The organism is Actinomadura rugatobispora, from assembly GCF_042656285.1.
Classification (GTDB): domain Bacteria; phylum Actinomycetota; class Actinomycetes; order Streptosporangiales; family Streptosporangiaceae; genus Spirillospora; species Spirillospora rugatobispora.
Genome location: NZ_JBHSON010000010.1, coordinates 126707 through 151572 on the forward strand (window position 1 = coordinate 126707; position 24866 = coordinate 151572).

General features: G+C 72.8%; 26 protein-coding genes. 20 read left to right on the top strand and 6 right to left on the bottom strand.

Going from position 1 to position 24866, the window contains the following annotated elements; all coding sequences use genetic code 11:
• The first annotated feature begins 15 nt into the window (after positions 1-15).
• Complete coding sequence (locus ACFPZN_RS09535; RefSeq protein WP_378281469.1) at positions 16-966, top strand: 3-carboxyethylcatechol 2,3-dioxygenase; 951 nt, start codon at positions 16-18, stop codon at positions 964-966.
• Positions 963-1799, top strand: coding sequence for an alpha/beta fold hydrolase (locus ACFPZN_RS09540; RefSeq protein ID WP_378281470.1), 837 nt, complete (start codon positions 963-965; stop codon positions 1797-1799). Before ACFPZN_RS09535 ends, ACFPZN_RS09540 begins: the two co-directional genes overlap by 4 nt.
• 72 nt (positions 1800-1871) lie before the next feature.
• On the opposite strand, the gene ACFPZN_RS09545 is transcribed toward ACFPZN_RS09540, so the two are convergent.
• Positions 1872-3506, bottom strand: a complete 1635-nt coding sequence (locus ACFPZN_RS09545) for an FAD-dependent oxidoreductase (protein ID WP_378281471.1) — start codon at positions 3504-3506, stop codon at positions 1872-1874.
• A gap of 206 nt (positions 3507-3712) precedes the next feature.
• Here ACFPZN_RS09545 and ACFPZN_RS09550 point away from each other — a divergent pair, with 206 nt between their 5' ends.
• The 9 genes from ACFPZN_RS09550 to ACFPZN_RS09590 all read left to right on the top strand — a co-directional run bounded on the left by ACFPZN_RS09550 (position 3713) and on the right by ACFPZN_RS09590 (position 14395).
• Positions 3713-5389: a bifunctional 3-(3-hydroxy-phenyl)propionate/3-hydroxycinnamic acid hydroxylase gene (locus ACFPZN_RS09550; RefSeq protein ID WP_378281472.1), complete on the top strand. Its 1677-nt coding sequence runs from the start codon at positions 3713-3715 to the stop codon at positions 5387-5389.
• Positions 5379-7160, top strand: coding sequence for an FAD-binding protein (locus tag ACFPZN_RS09555; protein ID WP_378281473.1), 1782 nt, complete (start codon positions 5379-5381; stop codon positions 7158-7160). Before ACFPZN_RS09550 ends, ACFPZN_RS09555 begins: the two co-directional genes overlap by 11 nt.
• Positions 7157-8005 carry a coniferyl-alcohol dehydrogenase gene (locus ACFPZN_RS09560; protein ID WP_378281474.1) on the top strand — a complete coding sequence of 283 codons (849 nt, stop codon included), beginning with the start codon at positions 7157-7159 and terminating at the stop codon, positions 8003-8005. Before ACFPZN_RS09555 ends, ACFPZN_RS09560 begins: the two co-directional genes overlap by 4 nt.
• Entirely contained in the window at positions 8002-8865 is an 864-nt protein-coding gene (locus ACFPZN_RS09565; RefSeq protein ID WP_378281475.1) for a branched-chain amino acid ABC transporter permease, read from the top strand. Before ACFPZN_RS09560 ends, ACFPZN_RS09565 begins: the two co-directional genes overlap by 4 nt.
• Entirely contained in the window at positions 8862-10712 is a 1851-nt protein-coding gene (locus tag ACFPZN_RS09570; RefSeq protein WP_378281476.1) for a branched-chain amino acid ABC transporter ATP-binding protein/permease, read from the top strand. Before ACFPZN_RS09565 ends, ACFPZN_RS09570 begins: the two co-directional genes overlap by 4 nt.
• Positions 10709-11434, top strand: a complete 726-nt coding sequence (locus ACFPZN_RS09575; protein WP_378281477.1) for an ABC transporter ATP-binding protein — start codon at positions 10709-10711, stop codon at positions 11432-11434. The genes ACFPZN_RS09570 and ACFPZN_RS09575 overlap by 4 nt, the downstream gene beginning before the upstream one ends.
• A 67-nt stretch (positions 11435-11501) precedes the next feature.
• On the top strand, positions 11502-12719 hold the full coding sequence (locus ACFPZN_RS09580; RefSeq protein ID WP_378281478.1) for an ABC transporter substrate-binding protein: 1218 nt from the start codon (positions 11502-11504) through the stop codon (positions 12717-12719).
• Between the two features lie 27 nt (positions 12720-12746).
• The gene (locus ACFPZN_RS09585; protein WP_378281479.1) at positions 12747-13601 is read left to right on the top strand and encodes an alpha/beta fold hydrolase; all 855 of its coding nucleotides are present in this window, start codon (positions 12747-12749) and stop codon (positions 13599-13601) included.
• On the top strand, positions 13598-14395 hold the full coding sequence (locus ACFPZN_RS09590; protein WP_378281480.1) for a 2-keto-4-pentenoate hydratase: 798 nt from the start codon (positions 13598-13600) through the stop codon (positions 14393-14395). Before ACFPZN_RS09585 ends, ACFPZN_RS09590 begins: the two co-directional genes overlap by 4 nt.
• A gap of 15 nt (positions 14396-14410) precedes the next feature.
• Here the strand turns inward: ACFPZN_RS09590 and ACFPZN_RS09595 are convergent, their stop codons facing one another.
• The 3 genes from ACFPZN_RS09595 to ACFPZN_RS09605 all read right to left on the bottom strand — a co-directional run bounded on the left by ACFPZN_RS09595 (position 14411) and on the right by ACFPZN_RS09605 (position 16725).
• On the bottom strand, positions 14411-14866 hold the full coding sequence (locus tag ACFPZN_RS09595; RefSeq protein ID WP_378281481.1) for a Crp/Fnr family transcriptional regulator: 456 nt from the start codon (positions 14864-14866) through the stop codon (positions 14411-14413).
• Between the two features lie 8 nt (positions 14867-14874).
• Positions 14875-15726 (bottom strand): universal stress protein, encoded by an 852-nt coding sequence (locus ACFPZN_RS09600; protein WP_378281482.1) that lies wholly within the window; start codon positions 15724-15726, stop codon positions 14875-14877.
• A gap of 123 nt (positions 15727-15849) precedes the next feature.
• A complete protein-coding gene (locus ACFPZN_RS09605; RefSeq protein ID WP_378281483.1) occupies positions 15850-16725 on the bottom strand; it encodes a universal stress protein in 876 nt (291 codons plus the stop codon).
• Between the two features lie 153 nt (positions 16726-16878).
• Here ACFPZN_RS09605 and ACFPZN_RS09610 point away from each other — a divergent pair, with 153 nt between their 5' ends.
• Positions 16879-17205, top strand: coding sequence for an SHOCT domain-containing protein (locus ACFPZN_RS09610; protein WP_378281484.1), 327 nt, complete (start codon positions 16879-16881; stop codon positions 17203-17205).
• A 62-nt stretch (positions 17206-17267) separates the two neighbouring features.
• Here ACFPZN_RS09610 and ACFPZN_RS09615 read toward each other — a convergent pair whose 3' ends face one another.
• A complete protein-coding gene (locus tag ACFPZN_RS09615; protein ID WP_378281485.1) occupies positions 17268-17861 on the bottom strand; it encodes a TetR/AcrR family transcriptional regulator in 594 nt (197 codons plus the stop codon).
• A gap of 218 nt (positions 17862-18079) precedes the next feature.
• Here ACFPZN_RS09615 and ACFPZN_RS09620 point away from each other — a divergent pair, with 218 nt between their 5' ends.
• The 4 genes from ACFPZN_RS09620 (at position 18080) to ACFPZN_RS09635 (ending at position 21034) form a co-directional block, all read left to right on the top strand.
• Complete coding sequence (locus ACFPZN_RS09620; RefSeq protein WP_378281486.1) at positions 18080-18913, top strand: TauD/TfdA dioxygenase family protein; 834 nt, start codon at positions 18080-18082, stop codon at positions 18911-18913.
• 58 nt (positions 18914-18971) lie between these two features.
• Complete coding sequence (locus ACFPZN_RS09625; RefSeq protein ID WP_378281487.1) at positions 18972-19547, top strand: carboxymuconolactone decarboxylase family protein; 576 nt, start codon at positions 18972-18974, stop codon at positions 19545-19547.
• A 270-nt stretch (positions 19548-19817) separates the two neighbouring features.
• Complete coding sequence (locus ACFPZN_RS09630; RefSeq protein ID WP_378281488.1) at positions 19818-20411, top strand: peptidoglycan-binding domain-containing protein; 594 nt, start codon at positions 19818-19820, stop codon at positions 20409-20411.
• A gap of 365 nt (positions 20412-20776) precedes the next feature.
• On the top strand, positions 20777-21034 hold the full coding sequence (locus ACFPZN_RS09635) for a hypothetical protein (protein ID WP_378281489.1): 258 nt from the start codon (positions 20777-20779) through the stop codon (positions 21032-21034).
• Here ACFPZN_RS09635 and ACFPZN_RS09640 read toward each other — a convergent pair.
• Positions 20986-21954, bottom strand: coding sequence for a DMT family transporter (locus ACFPZN_RS09640; protein WP_378281490.1), 969 nt, complete (start codon positions 21952-21954; stop codon positions 20986-20988). The genes ACFPZN_RS09635 and ACFPZN_RS09640 overlap by 49 nt on opposite strands.
• An 83-nt stretch (positions 21955-22037) precedes the next feature.
• On the opposite strand from ACFPZN_RS09640, the gene ACFPZN_RS09645 reads away from it, so the two are divergent.
• From ACFPZN_RS09645 to ACFPZN_RS09660, 4 genes are read left to right on the top strand one after another with little or no spacing between them, the layout of a single operon-like run.
• Complete coding sequence (locus ACFPZN_RS09645; protein ID WP_378281491.1) at positions 22038-22583, top strand: CGNR zinc finger domain-containing protein; 546 nt, start codon at positions 22038-22040, stop codon at positions 22581-22583.
• Positions 22584-22616: 33 nt separating this feature from the next.
• A complete protein-coding gene (locus tag ACFPZN_RS09650) occupies positions 22617-23459 on the top strand; it encodes an SMI1/KNR4 family protein (RefSeq protein WP_378281492.1) in 843 nt (280 codons plus the stop codon).
• Between the two features lie 54 nt (positions 23460-23513).
• The gene (locus ACFPZN_RS09655; protein ID WP_378281493.1) at positions 23514-24467 is read left to right on the top strand and encodes a pirin family protein; all 954 of its coding nucleotides are present in this window, start codon (positions 23514-23516) and stop codon (positions 24465-24467) included.
• 43 nt (positions 24468-24510) lie between these two features.
• Positions 24511-24834, top strand: coding sequence for a GNAT family N-acetyltransferase (locus ACFPZN_RS09660; protein ID WP_378281494.1), 324 nt, complete (start codon positions 24511-24513; stop codon positions 24832-24834).
• The last annotated feature ends 32 nt before the right edge of the window (positions 24835-24866 follow it).

Sequence of the window (24866 nt, forward strand, 5' to 3'; positions counted from 1 at the left end):
CAGAAAGGATCCGCCGTGCCCGTTGCCCTGTGCGCGACGTCCCATTCACCGCTCATCGGCCTGCACGATCCGGCGCCCGAGGTCAGGGCGGAGGTCGACGCCGAGTTCGCCGCGGCGCGGGCGTTCGCCGAGGACTTCGCCCCCGACCTGGCCGTGATCTTCGCGCCCGACCACTACAACGGCTTCCTGTACGACATGATGCCGTCCTTCTGCGTCGGCGCGGCCGCCACCTCCGTCGGGGACTACGGCCTGCCCTCCGGCGCGCTGGACGTGGACCGGGACGCGGCGTACGCCGTCGCCGAGAGGGTTCTGGCGAGCGGCGTCGATGTGGCGGTCTCGGAGGACATGCGGGTCGACCACGGTTTCGTCCAGCCGCTGACGTTCCTCTTCGGCTCGTTGACCGCGGTTCCGGTCGTTCCCGTCTTCATCAACTGCGTGGCCGAGCCGCTGGGGCCGGCCGTCCGCGCCCGGCACCTGGGCACCGCGGTCGGGGAGGCGCTGAAGGAGATGGACCGCCGCGTCCTCCTGATCGGCTCGGGGGGGCTGTCGCACGATCCACCGGTGCCGCGGTTGAAGGAGGCGACGCCCGAGGTCGCGGAGCGCCTGACGCACGGCCGCGACCCCTCGCCGGAGCAGCGCGCCCAGAGGGAGGGCCGCACCGTCAAGGCCGCGAGCGAGTTCGCGCACGGCGGCGGGGCGCTCCGCCCGCTCAACCCCGACTGGGACGCGCTGGTGCTGCGCTCTCTCGCGGCGGGCGACTTCGCCGCGGTGGACGGGCGGAGCAACGAGTGGTTCGTCGCCGAGGGCGGCCACTCCGCGCCCGAGGTGAGGACCTGGATCGCGGCGTACGCGGCGCTGGCGGCCGCGGGCCCGTACACGGTCCGCTCGTCCTACTACCGGGCGATCCCCGAGTGGCTCGCCGGCTTCGCGACGACCACCGCGGTCCCGCTGGACGGTGCCGCGTGAGCGGGGCGGGGGCGGTGGCGGTCCACCGGCGGACCATCGTGGTGGACGGGCTCGTCACCGGCTTCCTCGACGCGGGCGAGGGGGAGCCGGTCGTCCTGCTCCACGGCGGCGAGTTCGGCGCCGAGGCGGAGATCGCCTGGGAGAACACCATCGCCGCCCTGGCGGAGCACCACCGCGTGCTGGCTCCGGACCAGCTGGGCTACGGCCGGACCGCGAAGGTGGTGGACTTCGTCGACGGGCGCGGCGCGAGGATCCGGCACGTGGCGCGGTTCTGCGCGCTGCTGGGGATCGACTCGGCGTACTTCGTGGGGAACTCGATGGGCGCCGTGAACCTGCTCGTCGACGCCGTGGCGGACGCGCCGATCCTGCCGGTGCGCAAGATGGTCGCCATCTGCGGAGGCGGTGAGATCCTGCGGAACCCGCACACGAGCGCGCTCTACGACTACGACGCGACGCTGCCGGCGATGCGGCGGATCGTCGAGGCGCTGTTCCACGATCCGTCGTATCCGGCCGACGAGGACTACGTGCGGCGGCGCTACGCGTCCAGCGTCGCCCCGGGCGCCTGGGAGGCGATCGCGGCGGCGCGCTTCCGCCGTCCCGGGGCCGAGCCCCCGGCGGGCCCGCGCGGCGAGCCGGCGTACGAGCGGATCTCCGTCCCGGTGCTGATGGTGGAGGGCGAGAAGGACAAGCTGAAGCCGCCCGGCTGGGCGGCGGAGATCGCCGACGTGATCCCGGACGGCTCCTCCGTGGTGGTCGAAGACGCCGGCCACTGCCCGCAGATCGAGCGTCCCGAGGTCGTGAACAAGCTCCTGCTGGACTTCTTCGTCGACTAGGCGCCTGGAAGGCCGTCGCCCGGACCCCGCGGGATGTTCCCCGCGGGGTCCGGGCGAAAGGCGCCGCCGGGGCTACCGTTCCGCGCGGTCCGAGGGCACCTCGCCCGTGGCCACGGCCTGGCCCGCGCGGAATCCCCAGACCATCGCGGGCCCGATCGTTCCCCCCGCTCCGCCGTAGGCCCGTCCGGTCACGCCCGCCATGGCGTTGCCCGCGGCGAAGAGTCCGGGGATCACGCCGCCGGACACGCGCTGGACGCGGCCGTCGCGGTCGGTGCGCGGCCCGCCCTTGGTCCCCATCGCGCCGACCGAGACCGGCACGGCGTAGAACGGCGGCGTGTCAATCGGGCCGAGCGTCCGGCCCGCGGCGGTGGCCGCCGACTCGTCGCCCCACCAGCCGTCGTACGCGCTGGACCCGCGCCCGAAGCCCGGGTCCTCCCCCCGCGCGACGTCGCGGTTCCAGTCCTCGATCGTGCGCGCCAGCCCGTCCGGGTCGATGCCGGTCGCCGCGGCGAGCGCCGGAAGGTCGGCCGATCCCGAGAACCAGTCAGGGACCGGCTCTCCCGGGGCGACGCCGAGGAAGCCGTAGCGGTCGAGGTGAACGGAGTCGAACACGATCCACGCCCGGTCGTTGACGTACCCGTCGCGGGGGTCGAGGTAGTGGAAGGCGCCGGCCATGGAGTTGTAGTCGCAGGACTCGTTCACGAACCGCCGGCCGGCCCGGTTCACCATGATGCTCCGGGGACGGGTGCGCTCCAGCCTGACGCTGCGGCTGCGCGGGCGGCCGTCGATGGTGTCCCCCGGGATCCGGACGATGGGCACCCACCATGCCTCGCCCATGGTGCCGAGGTCCGCGCCGAGGGCCATGGCCATGCGCAGCCCGTCCCCGGTGTTGTTGGGCGGCGACACGGCGCCGTGCATAGGGCCCCGGAGGAAGGCGCGGACCAGCGTCTCGTCCCACTCGAAGCCGCCGGTCGCCAGGATCACGCCGCGGCGGGCGCGCACGGCGACCCGCTCGCCGCCGGTCTCGACGCGCACGCCCGCCACGGCGCCGCCGTCGTCTCCGGTGAGGAGCTCGACGGCGCGGGCGTTCGTCCGCGGGACGACGCCGGCGTCCAGCAGCCCCTTGAGGAGCCCCGCGACGAGGGCGGTCCCGGCGACGCACGTCGACGCGGGCGCGTCTCCGATCGACGGATGGAGGCGGGCGCGGGTCTCCGCGTCGAATCCCACGTTGCTCCAGTCCGCCGGGAAGGCGGTGATCCTGTCCTGCCACTCGCCGAGCCGGGCCGCGTCGTACGGCGCGGGGCTGAGCGAGCGGCCGCCCGTGGGTTTCCCGCCGGGCAACTCCGGTTTGTAGTCCGGGAAGCCCGCGGCGATGTCGAAGCGCACCTCGCTGTGCGCCTCGACGAAGTCGATCATGCGGGGTGCGGTGCGGACGAAGGTCTCGACGAGACCGTCGTCCATCGACCCCAGGGACTGGGCGCGGAGGTAGCGCAGCGCGTCCTCGACGGGCAGGTCCAGGCCGGGTGCCCGGTCGTGGGCCGGCACCCACACGATCCCGCCCGACACGGCGGTCGTCCCGCCCACGGTCGGCGCCTTCTCGTACACCTCCACGGAAGCCCCGTGCGACACGGCGGTGAGCGCCGCGGTGAGTCCCGCGCCGCCGCTGCCGAGGACGACGACATCCACCTCGTGATCCCACGCGGTCATGGCTCGCGCCTCCCATCGTTCCTGTGACTCGTACCTGTGACGCGTGTTCCGATATTTACATCACAGTACTCATTATCTTCACACTAATCGATGTTTCCGGCGGATGAACATTGACGGCCCGCAGGTGGCTGGCTAAGTTGTGAATATCGCAACAGCATGTGCGTTATATACACACAGGCTGTCCCCCTGTCAGTGAAGGGTCAACGATGGGTTCCAGTCCCCCGCGCACGGCGCCGCCCACCGCGTCCAGAGATCGCGTGGACGTGTTCATCGTGGGCGCCGGCCCGGTCGGGCTCACGCTCGCGAACCTCCTCGGCGCGCACGGCGTCTCGGTGCTCGTGGCCGAGGAGCGCGCGGCGCTCATCGACTACCCGCGCGGTGTCGGCCTGGACGACGAGTCGCTGCGCACCTTCCAGTCGATCGGGCTGATCGACCGGGTGCAGCGGCACACGATCCCGAACCAGATCCTGCGCTTCGTCAACGGCAAGGGCCGGGTGCTCGCCGAGATCGCGCCGAGCGGCACCGACTACGGCTGGCCCAAGCGCAACGGCTTCGTGCAACCGCTCGTCGACGCCGAACTCCTGGCGGGGCTGGCGCGCTACCCCTCGGTCGAGGTGGCGTGGCGGACCCCGGTGGAGACCTTCGACGACACCGGCGACGGGGTGATCGTCCGGATCCGCTCCGGCGAGGACTCCGGAGAGGGCTCCGTCCGCGAGGTCCGCGCGCGCTACCTGGTCGGATGCGACGGCGGCCGCAGCCTCACCCGCCGCCTGCTCGGGACGTCCTTCGAGGGGACGACCTCCTCGACCCGCTGGCTCGTCGTCGACATCGAGAACGACCCCCTGGGCTCCCCGAACAGCTATGTCGGCGCGGATCCGGAGCGGCCGTTCGCCTCCATCTCGATCGCGCACGGGATCCGGAGGTTCGAGTTCATGATGATGCCGGACGAGGCGGACGACGAGGCGGAGAAGCCGGAGTTCCTGCACCGCCTGCTGGCGCCCTACGTCCCGGACCCGGCCCAGGTCCAGGTGATCCGGCACCGCGTGTACACCCACCACTCCCGGCTCGCCGGAACGTTCCACAAGGGCCGTGTCCTCCTCGCCGGCGACGCCGCCCACCTCATGCCGGTCTGGCAGGGGCAGGGGTACAACAGCGGGATCCGCGACGCGGCCAACCTCGGCTGGAAGCTCGCCGCCGTCGTCCGCGGCCTCTGCGGCGAGGAGCTGCTCCCCACCTACGACCAGGAGCGGCGCGACCACGCCCGCGCCATGATCGACCTGTCCACCACGGTCGGGCGGATCATCTCGATCCGGGACCGCCGGCTCGCCTGGGCGCGCGACCGGGTCGCCTCCGCCGCCTCGGCGTTCCCGTCGCTGAAGCGCTACGTCGTCGAGATGCGGTTCAAGCCGATGCCGCGCTACCAGAGCGGGGCGATCGTGCCGCCGTCGGGTGCGGGCTCGCCGGTCGGGCGGCTCTTCATCCAGCCGAAGGTCCGCACGTCGGACGGCGTCATGCTCCTCGACGACGCGCTCGGCGGCTGGTTCGCCGTGCTGTGCTGGAACAACGACCCGACCGCGATCCTCGACCACGACGCGCTGGAGCTCTGGCGGCGGCTCGGGGCACGGCTCGTCGCCGTCGTGCCGGAGGCGCAGCTCGGCGACGGCGCCTTCCCTCCCGAGGTGCTCGTCGTCGGCGACCCCGGCCCGCTGAAGGCCTGGTTCGACGCGCACCGTGAGTCGGTCGTCTTCCTGCGCCCCGACCGATGCGTCGCGGCCGCCTCGATCGCCCAGCAGTCGTCCGCGACCTCCCGACGGCTGATGAAGGCCCTGGCCCTGAACCCGTCCGCCGCAATCCCGGAAGAGGTGGGGGAGAATGACCGATAGTCGCAGCGACCACGACCACGAGCACGACCGCGATCCCGAACCCGACCGCACCGTCGACGTCCTCGTCGTCGGCTCGGGCGCCGGCGGCCTCACCGCCGCGCTCGCGGCGAACGCCCGCGGGCTCAGCACGCTCGTCGTGGAGAAGGCCGCGCACTTCGGCGGCTCCAGCGCCCTGTCGGGCGGCGGGATCTGGGCCCCCGGGGCGCCGCAGCAGGTGCGCGCGGGGGTGCGCCTGGACTCTGAGGACGTCCTCGAATACCTCCGCAAGATCACGGACGAACTGGTCGGCGATGACCGGCTCAGGGCCTACCTGGAACACGCTCCGAAGATGCTCGCCTTCCTGGAGGGGGCCAGCGAGCACCTCCGCTTCGTGTGGAAGCCCGGCTACCCCGACTACTACCCGGAACTGCCCGGGGGCTCGGCCGAGGGAAGCGTCATCAACATCCCCCCGATCGACATGCGCAAGCTCGGAGCGGACGCCGAGCGCCTGCTCCCGCCGCACGCCGTCGCTCCCCCGGGACTGTGGATCGGTCCCAACGAGCTCGTCGACTTCTACCGGCTCCGCCAGACCTGGAAGGGCAAGCTCCTCTTCACCCGGCTGCTGTGGCGCATGGTGCGGGCGCGGCTGCTCGGCGAGCGCGTCGTGACGATGGGCCAGGCGCTCATGACCCGGCTGATGCTCGCCTTCCGCGAACGCGGGCTGGAGCTGTGGCTCGACTCCCCCATGACGTCGCTGACCACCGACGAGACCGGGCGGGTCACCGGCGCCGAGATCAGGCGGGACGGGACCGTCCGGCGGGTCCGGGCGCTCGGGGGCGTCGTCGTCGCCTCCGGCGGGTTCGACCACGACGCCGAGCTGCGCCGGACCCACCAGCCGCAGGCCGACCCGTCGCTGAGCCTCGGCGCGACGTCCAACACCGGTGACGGCATCGTCGCCGCCCAGCGGGCCGGCGCGGACCTCGACCTCATGGACGGCGCCTGGTGGTACCCGGCGGTGGCGTGGGGCGAGGGGCGGGTGCAGTTCAGCCTGAACGAGCGGATGATGCCGGCGCAGTTCATCGTCAACGGCGACGGCGACCGCTTCATCAACGAGGCCGCCCCGTACCAGGACTTCGGCTACACGATGATCGCGGGCGAGGACGCCGGCGTCCGGCACATCCCGGTCTGGCTGATCACCAACGAGTGGTGCTGGCGGCGTTACGTGATCTTCGGGCATCTGCCGCTGCCCAGGATCCCGTTCGCGCCGGTCCCGACGGGGCGGAAACTGCCCGGCTCGTGGACCGCGTCGGGCTCCGTCGTCACCGGGGGGACGCTCGACGAGCTCGCCGGGCGCATCGGCGTCCCGGCCGACCGGCTGCGCCGCACCGCCGACCGGTACGACCGGATGGCCGGGACGGGGCGCGACCCCGACTTCCACCGCGGGGACAGCCTCTACGACCAGTACTACAGCGACCGCACGCTGCCGCACCCGAACCTGGCGCCGCTGGGCGAGGGCCCCTACTACGCGTTCGCCCTCAGGCTCTCCGACCTGGGCACCAACGGCGGCATCGTCACCGACGCGCGGGCCCGCGCGCTGCGCGGCGACGGCACGGCCATCGACGGGCTGTACGCGACCGGCAACGCGTCCGCGACGATCATGGGCCGCAGCTACGCCGGCGCGGGCGCGACGCTCGGCCCGGCCATGACCTTCGGGTACGTCGCCGCCAACGACATCGCCGACGCCCGCGGCGGCTCCCGTCCCGAGCGCGCGGAAGGGCGGAGGACACCGTGACGACGAACGGAAGCCCGCCCGAGTACGGCGGCAAGCGGGTCGTGGTCACCGGATGCGCGTCGGGCATCGGCGAGGCCCTCGCGCGCCTCCTGGTCCGCCAGGGCGCCGAGGTCATCGGCCTGGACCGCCGGCCCACGTCGGCGCCGGTCGCCGGGTTCCACCGCGTCGACCTCGCGGACTCCCGCTCCGTCGCCGAGGCGGCGGGCGCCGCGGGCGACCGGATCGACGCCCTGTTCAACGTCGCGGGCGTCTCCGGGCTCGCCGACCCGGCGGAGATCATCGGGATCAACTTCGTCGGCACCCGGGAGCTCACCGAACTGCTCCTGGAGCGCATGACCGCGGGCGCGGCGGTGGTGAACACGGCCTCGATCGCCGCCTCGCACCACCCGCGGCGGCGCGAGCTGGTGGCCGGCCTGCTGGCCGCGGCCGACCGCCCGGCCGCCACGCGCTGGTGCCGCGACCACCGGGAGCGGATCGGCACCGGCTACGCCGTGTCGAAGGACGCCCTCGTCTGGTACACGCTGACGCGGTCGGTCGAGCTGGCCGCGCGGGGCGTCCGCATGAACTGCGCGGCCCCGGGGCTCACCGACACGCCGATCCTGGACGCGTCCCGGGAGTCCAGGGGAGCCGGGTTCCTCGACTCCATCCCGCGACCGCTCGGCCGGACGGCCGAGCCCCGCGAGCAGGCGGCCGTGCTCGCCTTCCTCAACAGCCCCTCGGCCAGCTACCTCACCGGACAGGTGATCTGGGTCGACGGCGGATACATGGCGGGCGTCGCCACGGGCCGGTTCCCGAACGTCACGGGCGGTGTCGGCGACGCGCAACAGCCGGGAGAACGATCGTGACGGACATCATCGCCGGGCTCGCGACCGGGGCCATCTACGCCATGGTCGCGCTCGGCTACAACATGACCTATCTGGCCTCCGGGGTCCTCAACTTCGCGCACGCGAACCTGATGGTCGTCGGGATGTACGTGGCCTACTGGGCCTACAGCGCCGGCGGCCTGCCGATGCCGCTGGTGTTCGCGGTGGCCTTCCTCCTCGCCGGGCTCGCCGGCGTCCTGGAGGAGCGGTTCGCGATCCAGCCGCTGCGCAAGGCGGAGGGGAGCGCCGAGCTGGTGACGATGGTCGGGGTCGCCACCGTCATCACCGGGATCATCGCCCTGGTCTACGGGACGGACGCGCTGCGCGTCCCGTTCTTCGGACCGGACGGGACGCTCGTGTTCTTCGGCACCCGGGCGCAGCCGCTCGACCTGATCATCGTCGCGGCGGCCATCGTGCTCGCCGTCGCGCTGGAGCTCGGCACCCGGCGCACCAGGATCGGCCTGGCCGCGCTCGCCCAGATCGACGACCGGGAGGCGGCCCAGCTCCGCGGGATCAACGTGGGCGCGCTGTCGATGTGGGGGTTCGCGTTCGCCGCCGCGGTCGGAGGGCTGCTCGGGCCGCTGCTGGTCGCCAAGACGTTCGCCGCGCCCTCGCTGGCGCTCATCCTGGCCGTGAAGGGATTCGTCGTGCTGGTACTGGGCGGTGTCGGGAGCCACCGGGGCGTGCTCCTCGCCGCGTTCGCGATCGGGATCATCGAGGCGCTGGGCGCTCGCTACATCGGACCGCTGTACCGGGACATCGTCGTGTTCGTGGTGTTCGCGGTGACCCTGCTGGCCTTCCCCCAGGGGCTGGCGGGCGGCCGGAAGGAGAGAGTGGTATGACGACGGGTGCGGCACGCAGGCTCGCCCTCGCCGGGTGGCCCGTCATCGTCGGCCTGGTGGCCGTGCTGCCCTGGCTGGGCCTGAACAGCGCGACGATCCGCCTGGTCCTGCTGATCGCGATCCTGTCCATGGTCGTCAGCGGGCTGAACCTCACGCTGGGCTACGCCGGCGAGCTCGCCCTCGGGCAGGTGCCGCTCTACGCGGCGGGCGCGTACACCACCGGCTATCTCGCGATCAACGTCATCGACGACCTGCTGGTGTGCCTGCTCGCGGCGGTGGCGGTGGCCGTGCTGCTGGGCGTGGTCACCGGGCTGCCCGGGCTGCGCCTGGGCGGCTGGGCGCTCGCGATCACCTCGTTCTTCGTGGTGCTGCTGATCCCCTCGGTCGTCAACATCTTCGGCGACCGGCTCGGCGGGCTGGAGGGGCTGAACGGGATCCCGGTCCCCACGCTGCTCGGCTCCGAGCTCGGCGACAACGGCTTCTACGTCGTCGTCATCCTGGTCACGGCCGCGTGGTTCGCCGTCTTCCGGAACATCGTGGTGTCCCGGCACGGGGCCGCGTTCCTCGTCCTGAAGCAGAGCCCGGTGCTGGCGACGGCGATCGGCACCTCCCCCTTCGCGACCAAGGTCACCGTCTACGCGCTCAGCGCCGTCCCGGCGGGCATCGCGGGCTGCTTCATCGCCTACCTGGACGCCTACCTGTCCCCGCTGACCTTCGGTCTCGAGCTGGCGATCGTCATCCTGGCGGCCGCCATCCTGGGCGGGGCGACCAGCGTCTACGGCGCGATCGTGGGCGCCGCGATCATGGAGATCGGGCCGCTGCGGATCACGGTCTTCGACCAGTACGCGCTGGTCGTGTACGGCGCCTTCCTGATCGCCGGGGGCCTGCTGCTCCGCAACGGGCTGGCGGGCGTGACCGAGCGGCTCGGGCGGAAGGCGGCGGCGCGGCTGCGCCGCCGGTCCGGCCCCGCCGGGGACGCGGCCCCGGCCGAGCCGCCCGCCGCCGTGACCTTCCCGGCCGTCGACGGGCTGGCGCTCACCGTGTCGGGGGTGAGCAAGCGGTTCGGCGGCAACCTCGCCGTCGACGACGTCTCCTTCGAGGCCGGGCCGGGCCGGATCACGGCGCTCGTCGGGCCCAACGGGTCCGGCAAGACGACCCTGATGAACCTCATCTCCGGGTACTACTCGCTGGACGGCGGGACGATCAGGCTCGGCGACCAGGTGATCTCGGGCCTGCCCGCGCACCAGGTCGCGCGGCGCGGCGTCGGGCGCACCTTCCAGACGCCGCTGATCCCGCAGGGGCTCACGGTGATGGACGCGATCGTCACCGGGCGGTTCGCCCGGCACCGGATCTCCCTCGCCGAGAGCGCGCTGCGCCTCCCCCGGCACTGGAAGGCGCTGGACGCCGAACGCCGCACCGGCCGGCAGATCATGGAGAGCCTCGGGCTGGCCCGCCAGGCCGGGACCCCGGCCGCCGACCTCGCCCTCGGCACCCGCCGCATGCTCGAACTGGGCCGGGCCATCGCCGGGGGGAGCTCGCTGGTCCTCCTGGACGAGGTCGCCTCCGGTCTCGACGAGGACGACATCCACGGGCTGGTGCGGGTGCTGACGAGCATGCGCGACGCGGGGATCACGATCCTCCTGGTGGAGCACAACTTCGCGCTCGTCCGCGCGCTCGCCGACACCATCGTCGTGCTCGCCGAGGGACGGGTGATCGCCACCGGGTCCCCCGACGAGATCGCGTCCCATCCCGAGGTCGTCCAGACCTACCTGGGCCAGGGCGGCGAGATCGCCGGCACCCGGGTCGCGGACGAACTGCTCGACACCGAGAAGGCGGACCGGGCATGACCACGCTGGAAGTTCAGGGACTCGCCACCGGCTACGGCGATCTGCGCGTCGTGAGCGACGCCACGTTCCGCGCGGACAGCGGGTCCGTCACCGCGCTCCTGGGCCGCAACGGCGCCGGCAAGACCACGACGCTGCGCGCCGTCGCCGGACTGAACAAGATCACCGCGGGCAGCGCGACGCTCGACGGCGCCGACCTCTCCCGGATGGCACCGTACCGCAGGGCCAGGGCGGGCATCGCCTACGTCCAGGAGGGCAAGCGCGTCTTCCGGTCGCGGACGGTGGAGGACAACCTCGTCCTCGGCACCTACGCCTGCCGGGACCAGGCGCGCGGGCGCACGCTCATCAAGGAGATGTACGAGCGCTTCCCCATTCTCGCCCAGCGCAGGAAGCAGCCCGCCGCGTCGCTCAGCGGCGGGCAGCAGCAGATGCTCGCGATCGCGCAGGCGCTGGTCGCCGATCCCGGGGTCCTGATGCTGGACGAGCCGTCCGCGGGCCTGGCGCCCGCGATCGTCGGGCAGGTGCTCGATGTGATCAAGGACCTGCGGGCGGGCGGCCTGGCCGTGCTCCTGGTGGAGCAGGCGGTCGACTTCGCCCTCGCGGCGGCGGACCGGGTCGTCGTCCTGAACGTGGGACGCACGGTCTACTCGGCCCGCAGCGACGACCCCGGCCTCCGCGACGCGATCCAGCGCGCGTACATGGCCGAGGAGAGCGAACTCCCGTGACGCGGCCCCCGCGTCCATGAAAGGCCACGACCAAGTTCGGAAGCACGGAAGAAGGAAGCCCACCCCCATGATGTCACTCAGCGCACCCCTCAGACGCCGCTCGGTCATCGGGACGACCCTCGCGCTCGCGCTCACCCTGTCGGCGTGCGGGACCACCTCCGAGGGCGACGACAAGGAGTTCGACGTCCTGTTCATCGGCGGTGTCACCGGCCCCACCGCCGCGACGGTCAAGGCGACGACCGACGCCCTGGAGGCGGCCGCGGCGTCGGTCAACGAGGCCGGCGGCATCGCCGGGCGCCGCGTCAAACTCCAGTTCAAGAACTCGCAGGCCGACCCCACCCGCGCGGTGAGCCTCCTGCAGGAGTCGCTGTCGGGCTCGAACCCGCCCGACGCGGTGATCCCGAGCGGGTCGAGCGCCGAGGCGCTGGCGCTGGTGCCGCTGCTCACCCGCAAGAAGATCGTCTCGGTGGGCTTCGGCGCCAGCCCGCTGCTCAACGACCCGAAGAAGTACCCGTACCACTTCCAGACCGCCCCCAGCAGCGCGGCGCAGCTCACCGGCCTGCGCCCGCACCTGGAGAAGAAGGGGGTCAAGAGCCTGGGCGTCCTGGTCTCCAAGGACGAGTACGGCAAGGGCGTCGTGCAGGCCATCAAGGAGCGGATGGCCGGCAGCGCCATCAAGGTGAACGCCTTCGAGTTCGTGGCGACCGACGTCGACCTGTCCGTCTCCTACCGGCGCATGCTCGCCACCAAGCCCGACTTCGTGTTCCTCGACACGACCGGTGAGGCCGCCGTCCGGCTGATGCAGGCCCGGACGCAGGCCGGCGGGACGAGCGTCCCCACGGCCGCCGGCATCGGGATGTCGCTCACCGCTGGCGGGCCGTACAAGTACGGGAGCCGTGAGTCCAACGAGAACCTCGAGATCCTCGTGTTCAAGGTCGAGGTCGCGGTGCCGGAGAGCCAGCAGTCGCCGACGTTCAAGGACTTCTACAAGCGGTACACCGGCGGCAAGCCCACCACCCAGAGCCTGTCCACCCCGTCACTCGCCTGGGACGAGCTGCGGCTCCTCGCCGCGGCGGGCGCGCGGCCGGGGGCGCTCGACAAGACCCCCGACTCCCTGGTGAAGGCGTTCTACAACCTGCAGATGCCGGCCGGGCACTGGCTCACCGAGACCCAGTTCAGCTACACGCCGGACCGGCACACGCCGATCCCGCCGCCGGACGACTTCCCGTTCATCCCGTCCTCGCCGCAGGTCAACGGCCAGTACCAGGTCAAGTCGGCGCAGTAGCCGGCGCACCGGAAGAAGGGACAGCGGATGACGCTCTGGACCGATCTGGGCTCCACCCCGTTCACGGTCCGCAGGGTGCGGGTCGGCGACTGGTCGACGCGCGTGCTGGAGGCGGGCGCGGGCACGCCGCTCGTCATCATGCACGGGACCGGCGGCCACCTGGAGGCGTTCGTGCGGAACGTCCCGGCGCTCGCCGAACGGTTCCGGGTGATCGCCTACGACTTCCCCGGTCACGGGCGCACGACGCCGGCCACCCGCGACCTCGAGATCGCCGACTACCAGGAGCACCTGCTCGGGCTGCTCGACGAGCTCGGGCTCGGCCGCGTGCATCTGAGCGGCGAGTCGCTCGGCGGATGGGTCGCGGCGGGGTTCGCCGCGGCCCATCCCGAACGGGTCGACCGGATGGTCCTGAACACGCCCGGCGGCTCGATGGCGACCCCCGAGGTCATGGACCGCATCAGGACGCTCAGCCAGGGCGCGGCCGACGATCCCAGCCCGGAGCGCATCCGCGCCCGGCTGGAATGGCTGATGGCCGATCCCGCGTCGGTCACCGACGAGCTCGTCGCCGTCCGCCGGGCGATCTACGCCCAGCCGGGTTTCGCGCGGTCGATGCGGCACATCCTGTGCCTGCAGGACCCGGAGGTGCGGCGCCGCAACATGCTCACCCCCGAGATCCTGTCGAGGATCGAGGCGCGGACGCTGGTGATCTGGACCAGCCACGACCCGTCCGGCCCCCCGGACGCGGGGGCCGAGATGGCCGGCCGCATCCCGAAGGGCGAGTTCCGGCTCATCGACGGCGCCGGGCACTGGCCGCAGTGGGAGCAGCGTGCGGAGTTCGACCGGACGGTCCGGGAGTTCCTGGCGCCGGAGGGTGCCGCGTGAGCGGCGGCGTCGCCCCCGAGGCCATCGCCGCCGCGGCCGACCGCCTCGACCGCGCGGCGATCGACCGCGCGGCCTGCGCCCCGGTCGCCGACCTCATCGGCCCGTCGGACATCGACGCGGCGTACGCGGTGCAGTCGGCGCTCACGGACCGGCGGGTCGCGCGCGGCGCCCGGATCATCGGGAAGAAGATCGGCCTGACGTCGGAGGCCGTCCAGCGCCAGGTCGGGGTCGACCGCCCGGACTTCGGGGTGCTCTTCGACGACATGCGCCACCCCTCCGGCGGCACGGTGCCGCTCGACCGGCTGCTGCAGCCCAGGGCCGAGGCGGAGATCGCCTTCGTCCTCGCCGCCGACATCCTCGATCCCGACCCGGCCGTCGTCCGGTCGGCCGCCGGGACGGCGGTCGCGGCCATCGAGGTCGTCGACAGCCGGATCGAGGACTGGCGGATCGGGATCACCGACACGGTGGCCGACAACGCCTCCAGCGGCGTGTTCGTCCTCGGCGACCGCGAAGTGCCGGTCGAGCGCTTCACGCCCGCCGAGGTGTCGATGCGGATGTTCCGCAACGGCGGGCAGGCGAGCGACGGGTCGGGCCGCGCGTGCCTCGGCGACCCCCTCAACGCCCTGGAATGGCTCGCCCGGACCGCGCTCGACATCGGCGCTCCGCTCCGCCGCGGCGACATCGTGCTGTCCGGCGCGCTCGGGCCCATGGTCCCGGTGCGGGACGGGGACCTCATCGAGGCCGACATCCACCCGCTGGGGCGGGTGTCGGCGACGTTCGTGCAGGGCGGCTGACCGCCTGCGCGTGGCCTATCGCTGCTCGGCGGGGTGGGCGTACAGGTCGGGCAGGCGCATCCGGGTGGCCTGCAGCCGGTCGACGATGATCTCGGTGAAGCGCCGCGACAGCTCGTAGGCCATCGCCGGGTCGACGGCGCACAGCGCGCGCAGCAGGGGCGCGTCGAACTCGATCGCGCGCACCGGTGTGCGCGCGCACGCCCCGAACCGCCACCGGTACGGGGCGTGCAGCCAGGACCAGCCCAGCACGTCGCCCGGCCCCAGCGTCTCGATCACGACCGCGCCGCGGCCGGGCACCTGGAGGTCGATCACCACCGCCCCCTCCTGCAGGATCCAGAACCGGTCGGCCGCGCCGCCCTCGTCGAACAGCCGGTGCCCGTCCGGGAAGGCGGCCGGCCGGGCGGTGCTCGCGATCCGCGCCAGCGCCCGCCGGGGCGTCCCGGAGAAGAACGGCTCGTGGGCAAGGGTCATCTCATCGATCATGGCCGGGCCTCCGGCTGCACGATCGCGACCGCGCACGGCGCGTGCTGCAGCAAGGTCCCGCTGGTGGCGCCGAGCAGCAGCGGATCGAACCCGCCCGTCCCGCGGTTGCCGACCACGGCGAGAGCGGCGTCTTCGGCCGCCTCGAACAGCGCCTCGCGCGGCGGGAGCATCGGCACCGACGTGGCCGCCTCGACCTCCGGATACCGGATCCGCCAGGGCTCGACGGCGTGATCCAGCCGGGTCTGGCACATCTGCAGCAGCTTCTCCTGCTCGGAGAACAGCGCGAGATCGGCTTCGGGCACCGCGCTGGGCTCCCAGCAGCCGTGGACGGCGAGCAGCGACCACCCGCGCAGCGCCGCCTGCCGGAAGGCGAAGGCCAGCGCCGCCTCGCCCCCGGGCGACCCATCGACACCCGCGACGACCAGCCCACTCCGTGCCGCCGCGTTCCGCACCACCACGACCGGACAGGTGGAACGGGCGGGCAGCCGCAACGCGGTCGACCCCACCGGCAGCTCACCCCGTCCGCGCGCACCCACGACGGCCAGTTCGGCGTCACGGCACTGGTGCTTCAGCGCGACGTGGGCGGGCCCGTTCATCAGGTGCCGGCGGACCGCGACCGTGGGCTCGGCCCGCTGCGCCAACTCCGCACCGTGGTTCAGGACGTGCTGGCCCACCCGCTTGAGGGTCGCGGTGCCCTCGTAGTCGATGTAGTCGATCGGGTACGGCCAGCGCCAGGCGTGCACGACCTCCAGCGGAAGCTCCCGCAGCCGCGCCTCCTCCACCGCCCACGCCAGGGCGTAGTCGCTCTCCTGGGACCCGTCGTAACCGACGAGCACATACCTCCCCATGGTGAATCCCCCTCCTGGTCCGGCGCCGCCACCCCCGGCCTCCAGGCTCGATGCTGCGACGCCCCGAAGGACCGGACCAGGGACTTTCGTCCCGAATGGGCCTCGGGGCGGCCCTGGTGAGGGTCAGGCGCCGACGGTCTCTCCGGGGACGCGGACGACCGCCACCGGGCATTCCGCGTGGTGGAGCAGCGCGTAGCTGACCGACCCGAGCAGCAGGCCGCGGACGCCGCCCAGCCCGCGCGACCCCACCACCAGCAGCCGGGCGCCGACCGAGGCGGTCATCAGGGCCTCCCGAGGCGGCCCGGACACGACCTTCGCCGTGGCCTCGACGCGCGGGTGGCTCTCCCGCCAGAAGATCAGGAGCTGCTCCAGCCGCGTCCGGGCCGCCTCGCGCAGGCCGTCGGCGTCCACCAGCGGCGGCAGGTCGTCCGGGCGCGCGGAGTCCCAGGCGATCACGGCGGTCAGCCGGGCGCCGTGCGCCTCGGCCTCGGTGAACGCCAGCGCCAGGGCGGCGCGGGAGGCCGGGGAGCCGTCGACGCCGACCACCACCGTGCCGGGCTCCTGTTCGGGGGCGGGTTCGGGCTCGCCGCGCACCACCACCACCGGGCACGGGGCGTGCGCGGCCAGCTGGGCGCCGACCGAGCCCAGCATCAGCCCGGTGAAGCCGCCCAGGCCGCGCGAGCCCACCACGACGAGATCGGCGTCGGCGCCCGCCTCGATGAGCCTGGCCGCCACCGCCCCCCGCTCCAGCAGGAGGTTCACCTTGAGATCGGGGGCGATCTCACGGACGCGCCCGGCCCCCGCGTCCAGGGTCTCCTGGGCCGCCGCGCGCAGGTCCAGCGCGGGCATCGCGATCGCCCCGCCGATGTAGAGCCCCCAGACATGGACCACGGTCAGCGGCACCCCGCGGGCGCTCGCCTCCGCGGCCGCCCAGTCCAGCGCCCGGACACCGGCCTCGGACCCGTCGTAGCCGACCACGACGCCATTGCTCATGTTCATGCTGTTCTCCTGCCCCTGCGGATCGGTCACCTGCAGTCTTCTGCCCGGTGACGTCCGGTATCAGAGGGCGTCGGTCCATGACCATGAGGACCTTCGGCCCTCCGCCGGGGCCGCGCGCGGGAGAAGGGTGGAGGGGAAGGCAGGAGGTGCGCGATGAACATCTGCTCGTTCCCCGCGTTCGCCGACCCCCGCGACGGCTGGGGACACATGGGAAACGGGGCCTGGGCGGGCTGGATGATGGGCTGGGGCCTGCTCCTCCTGCTCCTCACCGTGGCCGCGGTGACCGTCGCCGTCGTGCTGGTCATCAGGGCCACGGAGCGCCCGCCCCGCACCGCCCCTCCCGCCGTCGGCCGCCCGGACGACGGCGTGGAGCGCGGCCGCGGCATCCTGGCCGAGCGCTACGCCCGCGGCGAGATCGACACCGCCGAGTACCGCGAGCGCCTGGCCACACTGGCGGGCCCGCCCGGCGATCCCGGCTGAACGTTGCCGGGCGGTCCAGCAGGAACAGCCGAGCGCGCGGGCACGGCCCCTCATGGGAGGGGTCACGGCCGGGGGTCGTCGTCCAGGGGCTCGAAGCGCGCCAGCTGCTCCTCGACGAGGGAGAGGATCTCGTCGTGGCCGTCGGTGATCCCGAGCATGCCGTCCATGGCCAGCCCGCGGGACAGCGCGACGGTCAGAACGGCCAGCGCGGACGGGGTCGGGCCGCCGCCGTCGGTGGCCCGGCTCTTCACGGCGTGCTCGAGTATCTCCTTCTGTATCCGCCGGTACCTGCGCGTGTAGGCGACGAGTTCGGCGTGGACGACCTGCCGGTGGTGGGCCAGCGCGAGGAACTCGATGGTCAGCGCGCTGTCGCGGGGCTCGCTGCTGACCTCCCACAGGGCGCGCAACGGCTGGTCGGCCTCCGCGGCGCGCTCCAGCCGCCGGACGGTCGCGTCGGCCCCGCGGCGGAAGACGGCCAGGAACAGCTCGTCCATCGTGCGGAAGTAGTAGTAGACCAGGGCCTGGTTGACGCCCGCCTTCGCGGCGACCTTCCGCGTGGTGACCGCGGCGTACCCCTCCTCCAGCAGCAGTTGCGTCGCCGCCTCGATCAAGACTGCGCGGGTCTTGGAGTCCCTGCCGGGACGGGGATCGCTCATGGCGCCGTCGCGTGCGGGAGGCCGGGGGTGCGGGCGGTGGGAACCACCCGGCCACTCTATCCACCCTTGACCTGCGCCGCCCCCGGCTGTTAGGCATATGCCCAAGGATATTTAGGCGGGTGCCTAGACAGGGTGGGAACGAGCGTGCCCGATCCATCACCCTGAGCGCGCCGGCCGGTCCGCGGGGCGGTCCACCTCACTCGTCCGGAGGAGAGATCATGTCCATCGCCTTCACCCCCGTCAGCCCGGAGATCGGCGGCGAGGCCACCGGTCCCACGGGACGCCTGCTGCTCGAACCCGGCAACGCCGAGAGGCTCCGCGCCGCGCTGGACGCCCACGGGGTGGTGATCTGCCGCGAGGCGCACCTGGAGGACGGCGACCTCGTCGCCCTGAGCAGGCTCCTGGGCGAGGTGGTCGTGGCCCCGATGGGCGGCGACACCGACCACCCGGAGATCTCGACGATCAGCCTGGACCCCGCCAAGAGCGAACTGGCCGCCTACCGCGCGGGCACCTTCTACTGGCACATCGACGGCGCCAACGACGAGATCCCGCAGAAGGCCACCCTCCTGGTGGCCCGCCAGGTGTCCGACGAAGGCGGCGACACCGAGTTCGCCAACACCTACGCGGCCTACGAGGCGCTGCCGGAGAGGGAGAAGGAGGAACTGGAGGGGCTGCGCGTGGTGCACAGCTTCGCCGCCGCCCAGACGCTGGTGCACCCCACGCCCTCGGAGAAGCAGCTCGCCGCCTGGCGGCGGGTGCCCTCCGGCGAGCATCCCCTGGTGTGGACGCGCCGCAACGGCCGCAAATCCCTCCTGGTCGGCGCCACCACCGACCACGTCGTGGGCATGCCGCAGGCCGAGAGCCGCGCGCTGCTCGACCGTCTGCTGGAATGGTCGACCCAGCCGCGGTTCACGCTGCGGCACCACTGGACCCCCGGCGACCTCGTGATCTGGGACAACACCGGAATGCTGCATCGCGCGCTGCCGTACCAGCCGACCTCCCCGCGGCTCATGCGCCGCACGACCCTCGTCGGCGAAGAGGCCGTCGCCTGACAGGCCGGCCATCACCGCCGCACCGTTCAGACCATCAACCTTGGAAGGACGACCCGACATGGCACGCGTTGAACCGCTCCCCATCAAGAAGTGGCCGCCGGAGATGCGCGAGGCGCTGGCCGCGATGGTGCCGCCGGCGCCCCGGCACTCGCAGCCGACGTCCGAAGGCCGTCCCAAGGCCCTCAACACGCTGGGGACCTTCGCGCACCATCCGGCCCTGGCGCGTGCCTTCTTCACCTTCAACGGCCACATCCTGATGGCGACCACGCTCACCGAGCGGCAGCGCGAGCTCCTCGTCCTGCGGGTCGCGACGCTGCGCTCCTGCTCCTACGAGTGGGCCCAGCACGTTTTCATGGCGCACGACGCCGGCCTCACCGACGATGAGATCGGCCGCGTCGCCTGGGGCGCGGACGCGCCGTACTGGGACCCGCTCGACGCGGCCCTGCTCCGCGCGACGGACGAACTGATCCGCGACGGCGCGATCGCGGATCCGACCTGGGCCACGCTGTCCGGCGGCCTCGACGAGCAGCAGCTGATGGACGTCATCTTCACGGTCGGCGCCTACGAGACCCTCGCCTGGCTGATGCGGTCCTTCGACCTGGAATTCGACGAGGACCTGCGCCGGGACACCTGACCTCTCCCCACGACTCGCACGCCCCCGGCGGCCCCGCCGGGGGCGTTCTTCACGCGCCGGCGCCCCGCCGCCGGCGGCCGAGTTCCTTTCTTCAAAATACATAAAAGATCTCTGGCGACTGTAAACCGGCGAAGTGAGGCGCGCGTCACGGGCCTTATCATTTGATCTCCAGGGCGGTGGACGAACTTTCTCGCGATAGGGCGAAAACTTGACCTGACAATCGGGCGTCCCACGTAGAGAAGGGTCGAACACGTCCCGAGAGGAGATCGCATGAGAATCACGCTGCGGCTGATGGTGGCGGGCCTGGCCGCCGCCATTGCCGCGCTCGTCGCCGGCGTCGGCGCCGTTTCCGCCAATGCCGACGGACCGGGGACCGACAGGCGGATCGTGGCGGCCATCGAGGCCCAGCCGTGGAAGGCGCTCAAGAAGGGCGACCGGGACTACCGGGTGGCGGCCGCGCGCTGCTTCCTGGCCCAGTTCGGCTACTTCAGGAACTGCGACCCCAGGGCCGCCGGCTCCGACGTCTTCGATGACGCCCTGGTCACCGCCGTCAAGAAGTACCAGGCCGCCCGCGACCTCGAGGCGACCGGCGGGCTCAACGCCGAGACCTGGGTCACGCTCCGCGCCGACCACGGCGTCGCACGGCCGGGCGACACCCGTTCCCACCTGGTCAAGGGACTGCAGCACTCGCTGAACATCCTGGGCGACGCCATCCCGGTCGACGGCGTCTACGGGAACAGGACCAAGACCGCCGTCTGGAATTTCCAGAGCCGCAAGGAAATCGGGGTCGACGGCACGGTGGGGCCGATCACCTTCCGCGCCATGTTCGCGCAGGGCTCCGAGAACCTGCGCACTCCCCGATGACCACGACTCGATCGGCCGCGCACTCCCACTGAAACATCATCCGGGGCTGGGAGTGAAAGGTCGATATCCGGGTGGCCGCCGTCCGGCGGCCGCCCGGAGCCGCTATTTCTTCGGCCCGATATTCGCGGTGCATTCGTCGACGGAGGCGCCCGGAAGCCGGTGGCGAAGCACCCCGGTGAATCGATCGAGATCCCGGACGAAGATTCCCTGGGAATCCTTGAAGAGGGCGGCATGCCCGAGTCGCGCTGCTCGGCCGTCGCCCGGTGGGGCGGAGAAGTTCACGGCGGCGTTCCGAACCGGCGCCGCGGCGCGGGCGTCGCATGCTGATGTGAACGATCTTCCGCCCGCGTCCGAGGGGAGATAGCGTGCCCGGCCCCCTGCTCTTCCTGCTCGTCGTCTTCGGGTCCATCGCCGGGTTCGTCGGCGTCCTCTTCCTCATCGGCTTCGTCCTCACCGGGCTCGCGTCCCTGTTCTCCGGCGGCACGTCGTCCAGTACGAGCGGCGGCTTCTTCGGAGGGGGCTCCTCCGGGAACCGCTCGGACTCCTCCCGCAACGAGAACGGCGGGTGCGGGGGCTACTCCTGCGGTTCCTCCTGCGACTCCTCCTGCGGCGGCGGTGACTGACCCGCCAGCAGCACCCCCGCGCCGCCCAGGACCAGGCCCGCGATCGCCAGGCCGTCGAGGGCCTGGCCGACCAGCGCGAACGCCAGCAGCGCCGTCACCGAGGGCGTCAGGAAGAACAACGTGGCGACCCGGCTGGCCGACGCGCGCTTCAGCATGGTGTTCAGCAGCAGGAAGGTCCCGATCGAGTTGACCAGCACGATCCAGGCCAGCGCCCCGCCGAAGGCCGTCCAGTCGCCGACCCGTGGGGTCTCCCAGGCCAGCGACGCCAGGCCCAGGACGGGAGCGGCGACGAGGAACTGCACCGCGGTTCCGGTCCGCACGTCCATGTCGGCGGCGAACCGCTTCTGGTAGAGGGTGCCCAGGCTGAGCCCCAGCACCCCGGCCACGCACAGCACGGCGGCGGTGCCCGCCGCGGCGGCCGCCGGGACGGCGATCCGGTCGGCGACCGCCAGCACCACGCCCGCCGCGCCGAGCGCGAACCCCGCCCATCGGCGGGCGCCGATCCGCTCCCCCAGCAGCGGCCCGGCCAGCAGCGCGATCAACACCGGGTTCAGCCCCTGCACCAACGCCACCACGGCGGCGGGCAGGCCCATGCCCAGCGCGGTGTAGAGGGCGCCGAACTGGACCGCCTGGATCAGGAGGCCCGTCACCGCCAGGTGCGCCAGCCGCCGTCCGCGCGGCCAGGGCGCGCGCACCGCCACCGCGTACGCGGCCAGCAGCACGCCCGCCAGCGCGAACCGCGCGAAGGTCAGCAGCAACGGCGGCGCCGCGTCCACCCCGATCACCCCGGCGATGAACGCGCTGCTCCAGAGCACCACGAACGCCGTGGGCGTCACCGCTCGGACGGCCCGGCCGCCGCGGCCCGCCGTCCCCGCGGGCGGCGGGGACGTGCGGCTCCCCCGGCGCAGGCCGATCGCCATGAGCCCTCCAAGTAACCGGTCGATGTGGTTATCCCATCTGGTCACGACTCTGGGTAACCTGTCAATACGGTTATCCTGGAATGGTGGAGTTCACCTTCGTCAGCGGCGACGCGGCCCTCGACCTGGCCGGCACCGTCCGGTACCGCCGCCACGAGCGGTGCGAACTGCTGACCGGGCCCGCCGAGGCGGCGCGCTGGACGGTGGCCGCCGGGCTGCTCGACGCTCCCCCGCACGCCGGCGCGGCCGACCTGGCCGCCGCGGTCGCGCTGCGGGAGGCGATCTACCGCGCCGCCACCGCGGTTCTGCGCGGCGAGCATCCCGCCGCCGCCGACCGCGACGCCATCAACGACGCGGCCGCGCGGCCCCCCGTCACCGTCCGCCTCACGGCCGAGGGCGGCGTGGCGCGCACCGGTGACATGGCCGCCGCGCTCGCCGAGGTCGCCCGCGCCGCCGTCCACCTGCTCACCGAGCCCCTCGCCTCCGCCATCAAGGAATGCCAGGACCCGCGCTGCACCCGCCTGTACGTGGACCACTCACGGCGCCGCTCGCGCCGCTGGTGCGACATGCGCGAATGCGGGAACCGCGCCAAGGCCGCCGCGTTCCGCGAGCGCAACCTCGCCGGGCCCTGACCGCTTGTCAGGGGCATGCGCTTGACTGCCCCCATGGACGGTGAGCAACTGGCGGCGGCCGTGGCCCGCCTGATGGGCGTGGGTGCCGGTGACCTGACGTGCGACGAGCCCGGGCATCCGGACGGGCACACCTGCCTGCCGATCTCCGGCGGCGCGGACGTGGACGGCCTGATCGAGACGCTCACCAAGCGGTACGCCGGCCCGTTCACCCACGCCGCATCGCCGTCCCTGCGCTTCGCGGAGCAGGCCGGCCGGACGCACGCCTGGGTGTGGGACGACCGGGCGGTCACGCTGGGGCGGGGCCCGGACGGCCGGCCGTTCATAGCTGTCGCGGAGCGGGACATCCCTCGCCCGGAGGAGCTGCCCGCGGAGATGTCCTGGGTAGAACGGCTGGTCGCGATCACCGCCGGGACGGCGTCACCCGTGCCCGCGCCCGACTGGGCGGCGGTCGAGTCCCGCCTGGGCGCGCCGCTGCCGGGCGACTACAGGCGGATCGTCGAGACGTTCGGCTGCGACGGCCTGTTCGACGCGTTCTTCCAGGTCTTCACCCCCGATGAGCTGATCTGGCATGCCGAGGTCCACGCCGGAGACGACCTCGCCCCGGGAGACGAGCATCCGCCCTTCCCCGCCCCGTCGGGAGTGATCCCCTGGTCGAGCAACGAGCACCAGGAGACGTTCTTCTGGATCACCGAAGGGCCCGATCCCGACCGCTGGCCCGTCTACGCCGTGGACAGCCTCGGCGACGGCAGCCGTTTCGAGTGCACGGCGACGGAGTTCCTGTTCCGCCAGATGACCGATCCGGACCACCCGTTCTTCACACGGTCGGACAACCTCCGCGGGCACTGGTTCATGAAGTTCGCCCGATCCGGCGCCTGACGCGCCCGTCCGGCTCCGCACCGACCGGTGCACCGGGCGACCTATCATCGTGACGTGGTAGTTGAAAGAGAAATTACCCCGGGCGGCGCGGACGCGGCGCGGGTCGAGGTCCTCACCGCGCGGGACGTCCCGCTGGGCGGCCCCCGGGCGATGAGGGTGCGGCGCACGCTGCCGCAGCGGGCCCGCACGCTGATCGGCGCCTGGTGCTTCGCCGACCACTACGGCCCCGACGACGTCTCCGCCGGCGGCGGCATGGACGTCGCGCCGCATCCCCACACCGGCCTGCAGACGGTGAGCTGGCTGTTCGGCGGGGAGATCGAGCACCGCGACAGCATGGGCAACCACACGCTCGTACGGCCCGGCGAGCTGAACCTGATGACGGGCGGCCACGGCATCAGCCACTCCGAGGTCTCCACCGCCCGCGCCACGATCCTGCACGGTGTCCAGCTCTGGGTGGCACTGCCCGAGGAGCACCGGCACACCGGCCGCGACTTCCAGCACCACGTCCCGGACCCGGTCCGGCTGGACGGCGGCGAGGCCAGGGTGTTCCTCGGCTCGCTGGCGGGCGCGGCCTCCCCGGTGCGGACCTTCACGCCGCTGCTCGGCGCCGAGATCACCCTCGAGCCGCGGGCGGCGGTCACCCTGGCGGTGGACCCCGGCTTCGAGCACGGCGTGCTCGTCGACGCTGGGGACGTCCGCGCGGCCGGAACCCTCCTGCGGCCCGCCGAGCTCGGCTACCTCGGCGCGGGCGCCGGCACGCTGACGCTGGCGAACGAAGCGGACACCGCCGCCCGCATGCTCCTGCTCGGCGGACCGCCGTTCAACGAGCGGATCGTCATGTGGTGGAACTTCATCGGCCGGAGCCACGAGGACATCGTCGAGGCGCGGGAGGCGTGGCAGAACGCCTCCGGCCGTTTCGGCGCCGTCGAGGGCTACGACGGGGACCGCCTCCCCGCGCCGGCCCTGCCCAACGCCACCCTCAGCCCCCGCGGCAACCCGTCGCGCTGAGGGCCGACACGCAGAATGATCAACGACCGATGAGGCTGGAGCCATGAGCGACACGACCACGACCGCCGACGTGGAGACCATCGACAACCCCGACGCGAACCGCTACGAGGCGCGGGTGAGCGGGGACCTGGCCGGGTTCTCCCAGTACATCCGCACCGACGAACTGATCGCCTTCGTGCACACGGAGGTCGACCCGGCCTACGAGGGGCGCGGCATCGGATCGGCGCTGGTCCGGTCCTCCCTCGACGCCGCCCGCGTCCAGGGCGTGCCGGTGCTCGCGGTGTGCCCGTTCTACACCGCCTGGATCGCCAGGCACCCCGAGTACCAGGACCTGCTGTACACCAGCAAGAGCCGCGTCACCGACTGACGACCGGGCCCCCTCGGCGTCGCCCCGTGAAC

Excerpts from the sequence above, each read along its gene's own strand:
- ACFPZN_RS09545 (WP_378281471.1), bottom strand. The coding sequence starts at position 3,506 with ATGACCGCGTGGGATCACGAGGTGGATGTCGTCGTCCTCGGCAGCGGC.
- ACFPZN_RS09550 (WP_378281472.1), top strand. The coding sequence starts at position 3,713 with ATGGGTTCCAGTCCCCCGCGCACGGCGCCGCCCACCGCGTCCAGAGAT.
- ACFPZN_RS09555 (WP_378281473.1), top strand. The coding sequence starts at position 5,379 with ATGACCGATAGTCGCAGCGACCACGACCACGAGCACGACCGCGATCCC.
- ACFPZN_RS09570 (WP_378281476.1), top strand. The coding sequence starts at position 8,862 with ATGACGACGGGTGCGGCACGCAGGCTCGCCCTCGCCGGGTGGCCCGTC.
- ACFPZN_RS09575 (WP_378281477.1), top strand. The coding sequence starts at position 10,709 with ATGACCACGCTGGAAGTTCAGGGACTCGCCACCGGCTACGGCGATCTG.
- ACFPZN_RS09580 (WP_378281478.1), top strand. The coding sequence starts at position 11,502 with ATGATGTCACTCAGCGCACCCCTCAGACGCCGCTCGGTCATCGGGACG.
- ACFPZN_RS09585 (WP_378281479.1), top strand. The coding sequence starts at position 12,747 with ATGACGCTCTGGACCGATCTGGGCTCCACCCCGTTCACGGTCCGCAGG.
- ACFPZN_RS09595 (WP_378281481.1), bottom strand. The coding sequence starts at position 14,866 with ATGACCCTTGCCCACGAGCCGTTCTTCTCCGGGACGCCCCGGCGGGCG.
- ACFPZN_RS09600 (WP_378281482.1), bottom strand. The coding sequence starts at position 15,726 with ATGGGGAGGTATGTGCTCGTCGGTTACGACGGGTCCCAGGAGAGCGAC.
- ACFPZN_RS09605 (WP_378281483.1), bottom strand. The coding sequence starts at position 16,725 with ATGAACATGAGCAATGGCGTCGTGGTCGGCTACGACGGGTCCGAGGCC.
- ACFPZN_RS09610 (WP_378281484.1), top strand. The coding sequence starts at position 16,879 with ATGAACATCTGCTCGTTCCCCGCGTTCGCCGACCCCCGCGACGGCTGG.
- ACFPZN_RS09615 (WP_378281485.1), bottom strand. The coding sequence starts at position 17,861 with ATGAGCGATCCCCGTCCCGGCAGGGACTCCAAGACCCGCGCAGTCTTG.
- ACFPZN_RS09620 (WP_378281486.1), top strand. The coding sequence starts at position 18,080 with ATGTCCATCGCCTTCACCCCCGTCAGCCCGGAGATCGGCGGCGAGGCC.
- ACFPZN_RS09625 (WP_378281487.1), top strand. The coding sequence starts at position 18,972 with ATGGCACGCGTTGAACCGCTCCCCATCAAGAAGTGGCCGCCGGAGATG.
- ACFPZN_RS09630 (WP_378281488.1), top strand. The coding sequence starts at position 19,818 with ATGAGAATCACGCTGCGGCTGATGGTGGCGGGCCTGGCCGCCGCCATT.
- ACFPZN_RS09640 (WP_378281490.1), bottom strand. The coding sequence starts at position 21,954 with ATGGCGATCGGCCTGCGCCGGGGGAGCCGCACGTCCCCGCCGCCCGCG.
- ACFPZN_RS09650 (WP_378281492.1), top strand. The coding sequence starts at position 22,617 with ATGGACGGTGAGCAACTGGCGGCGGCCGTGGCCCGCCTGATGGGCGTG.
- ACFPZN_RS09660 (WP_378281494.1), top strand. The coding sequence starts at position 24,511 with ATGAGCGACACGACCACGACCGCCGACGTGGAGACCATCGACAACCCC.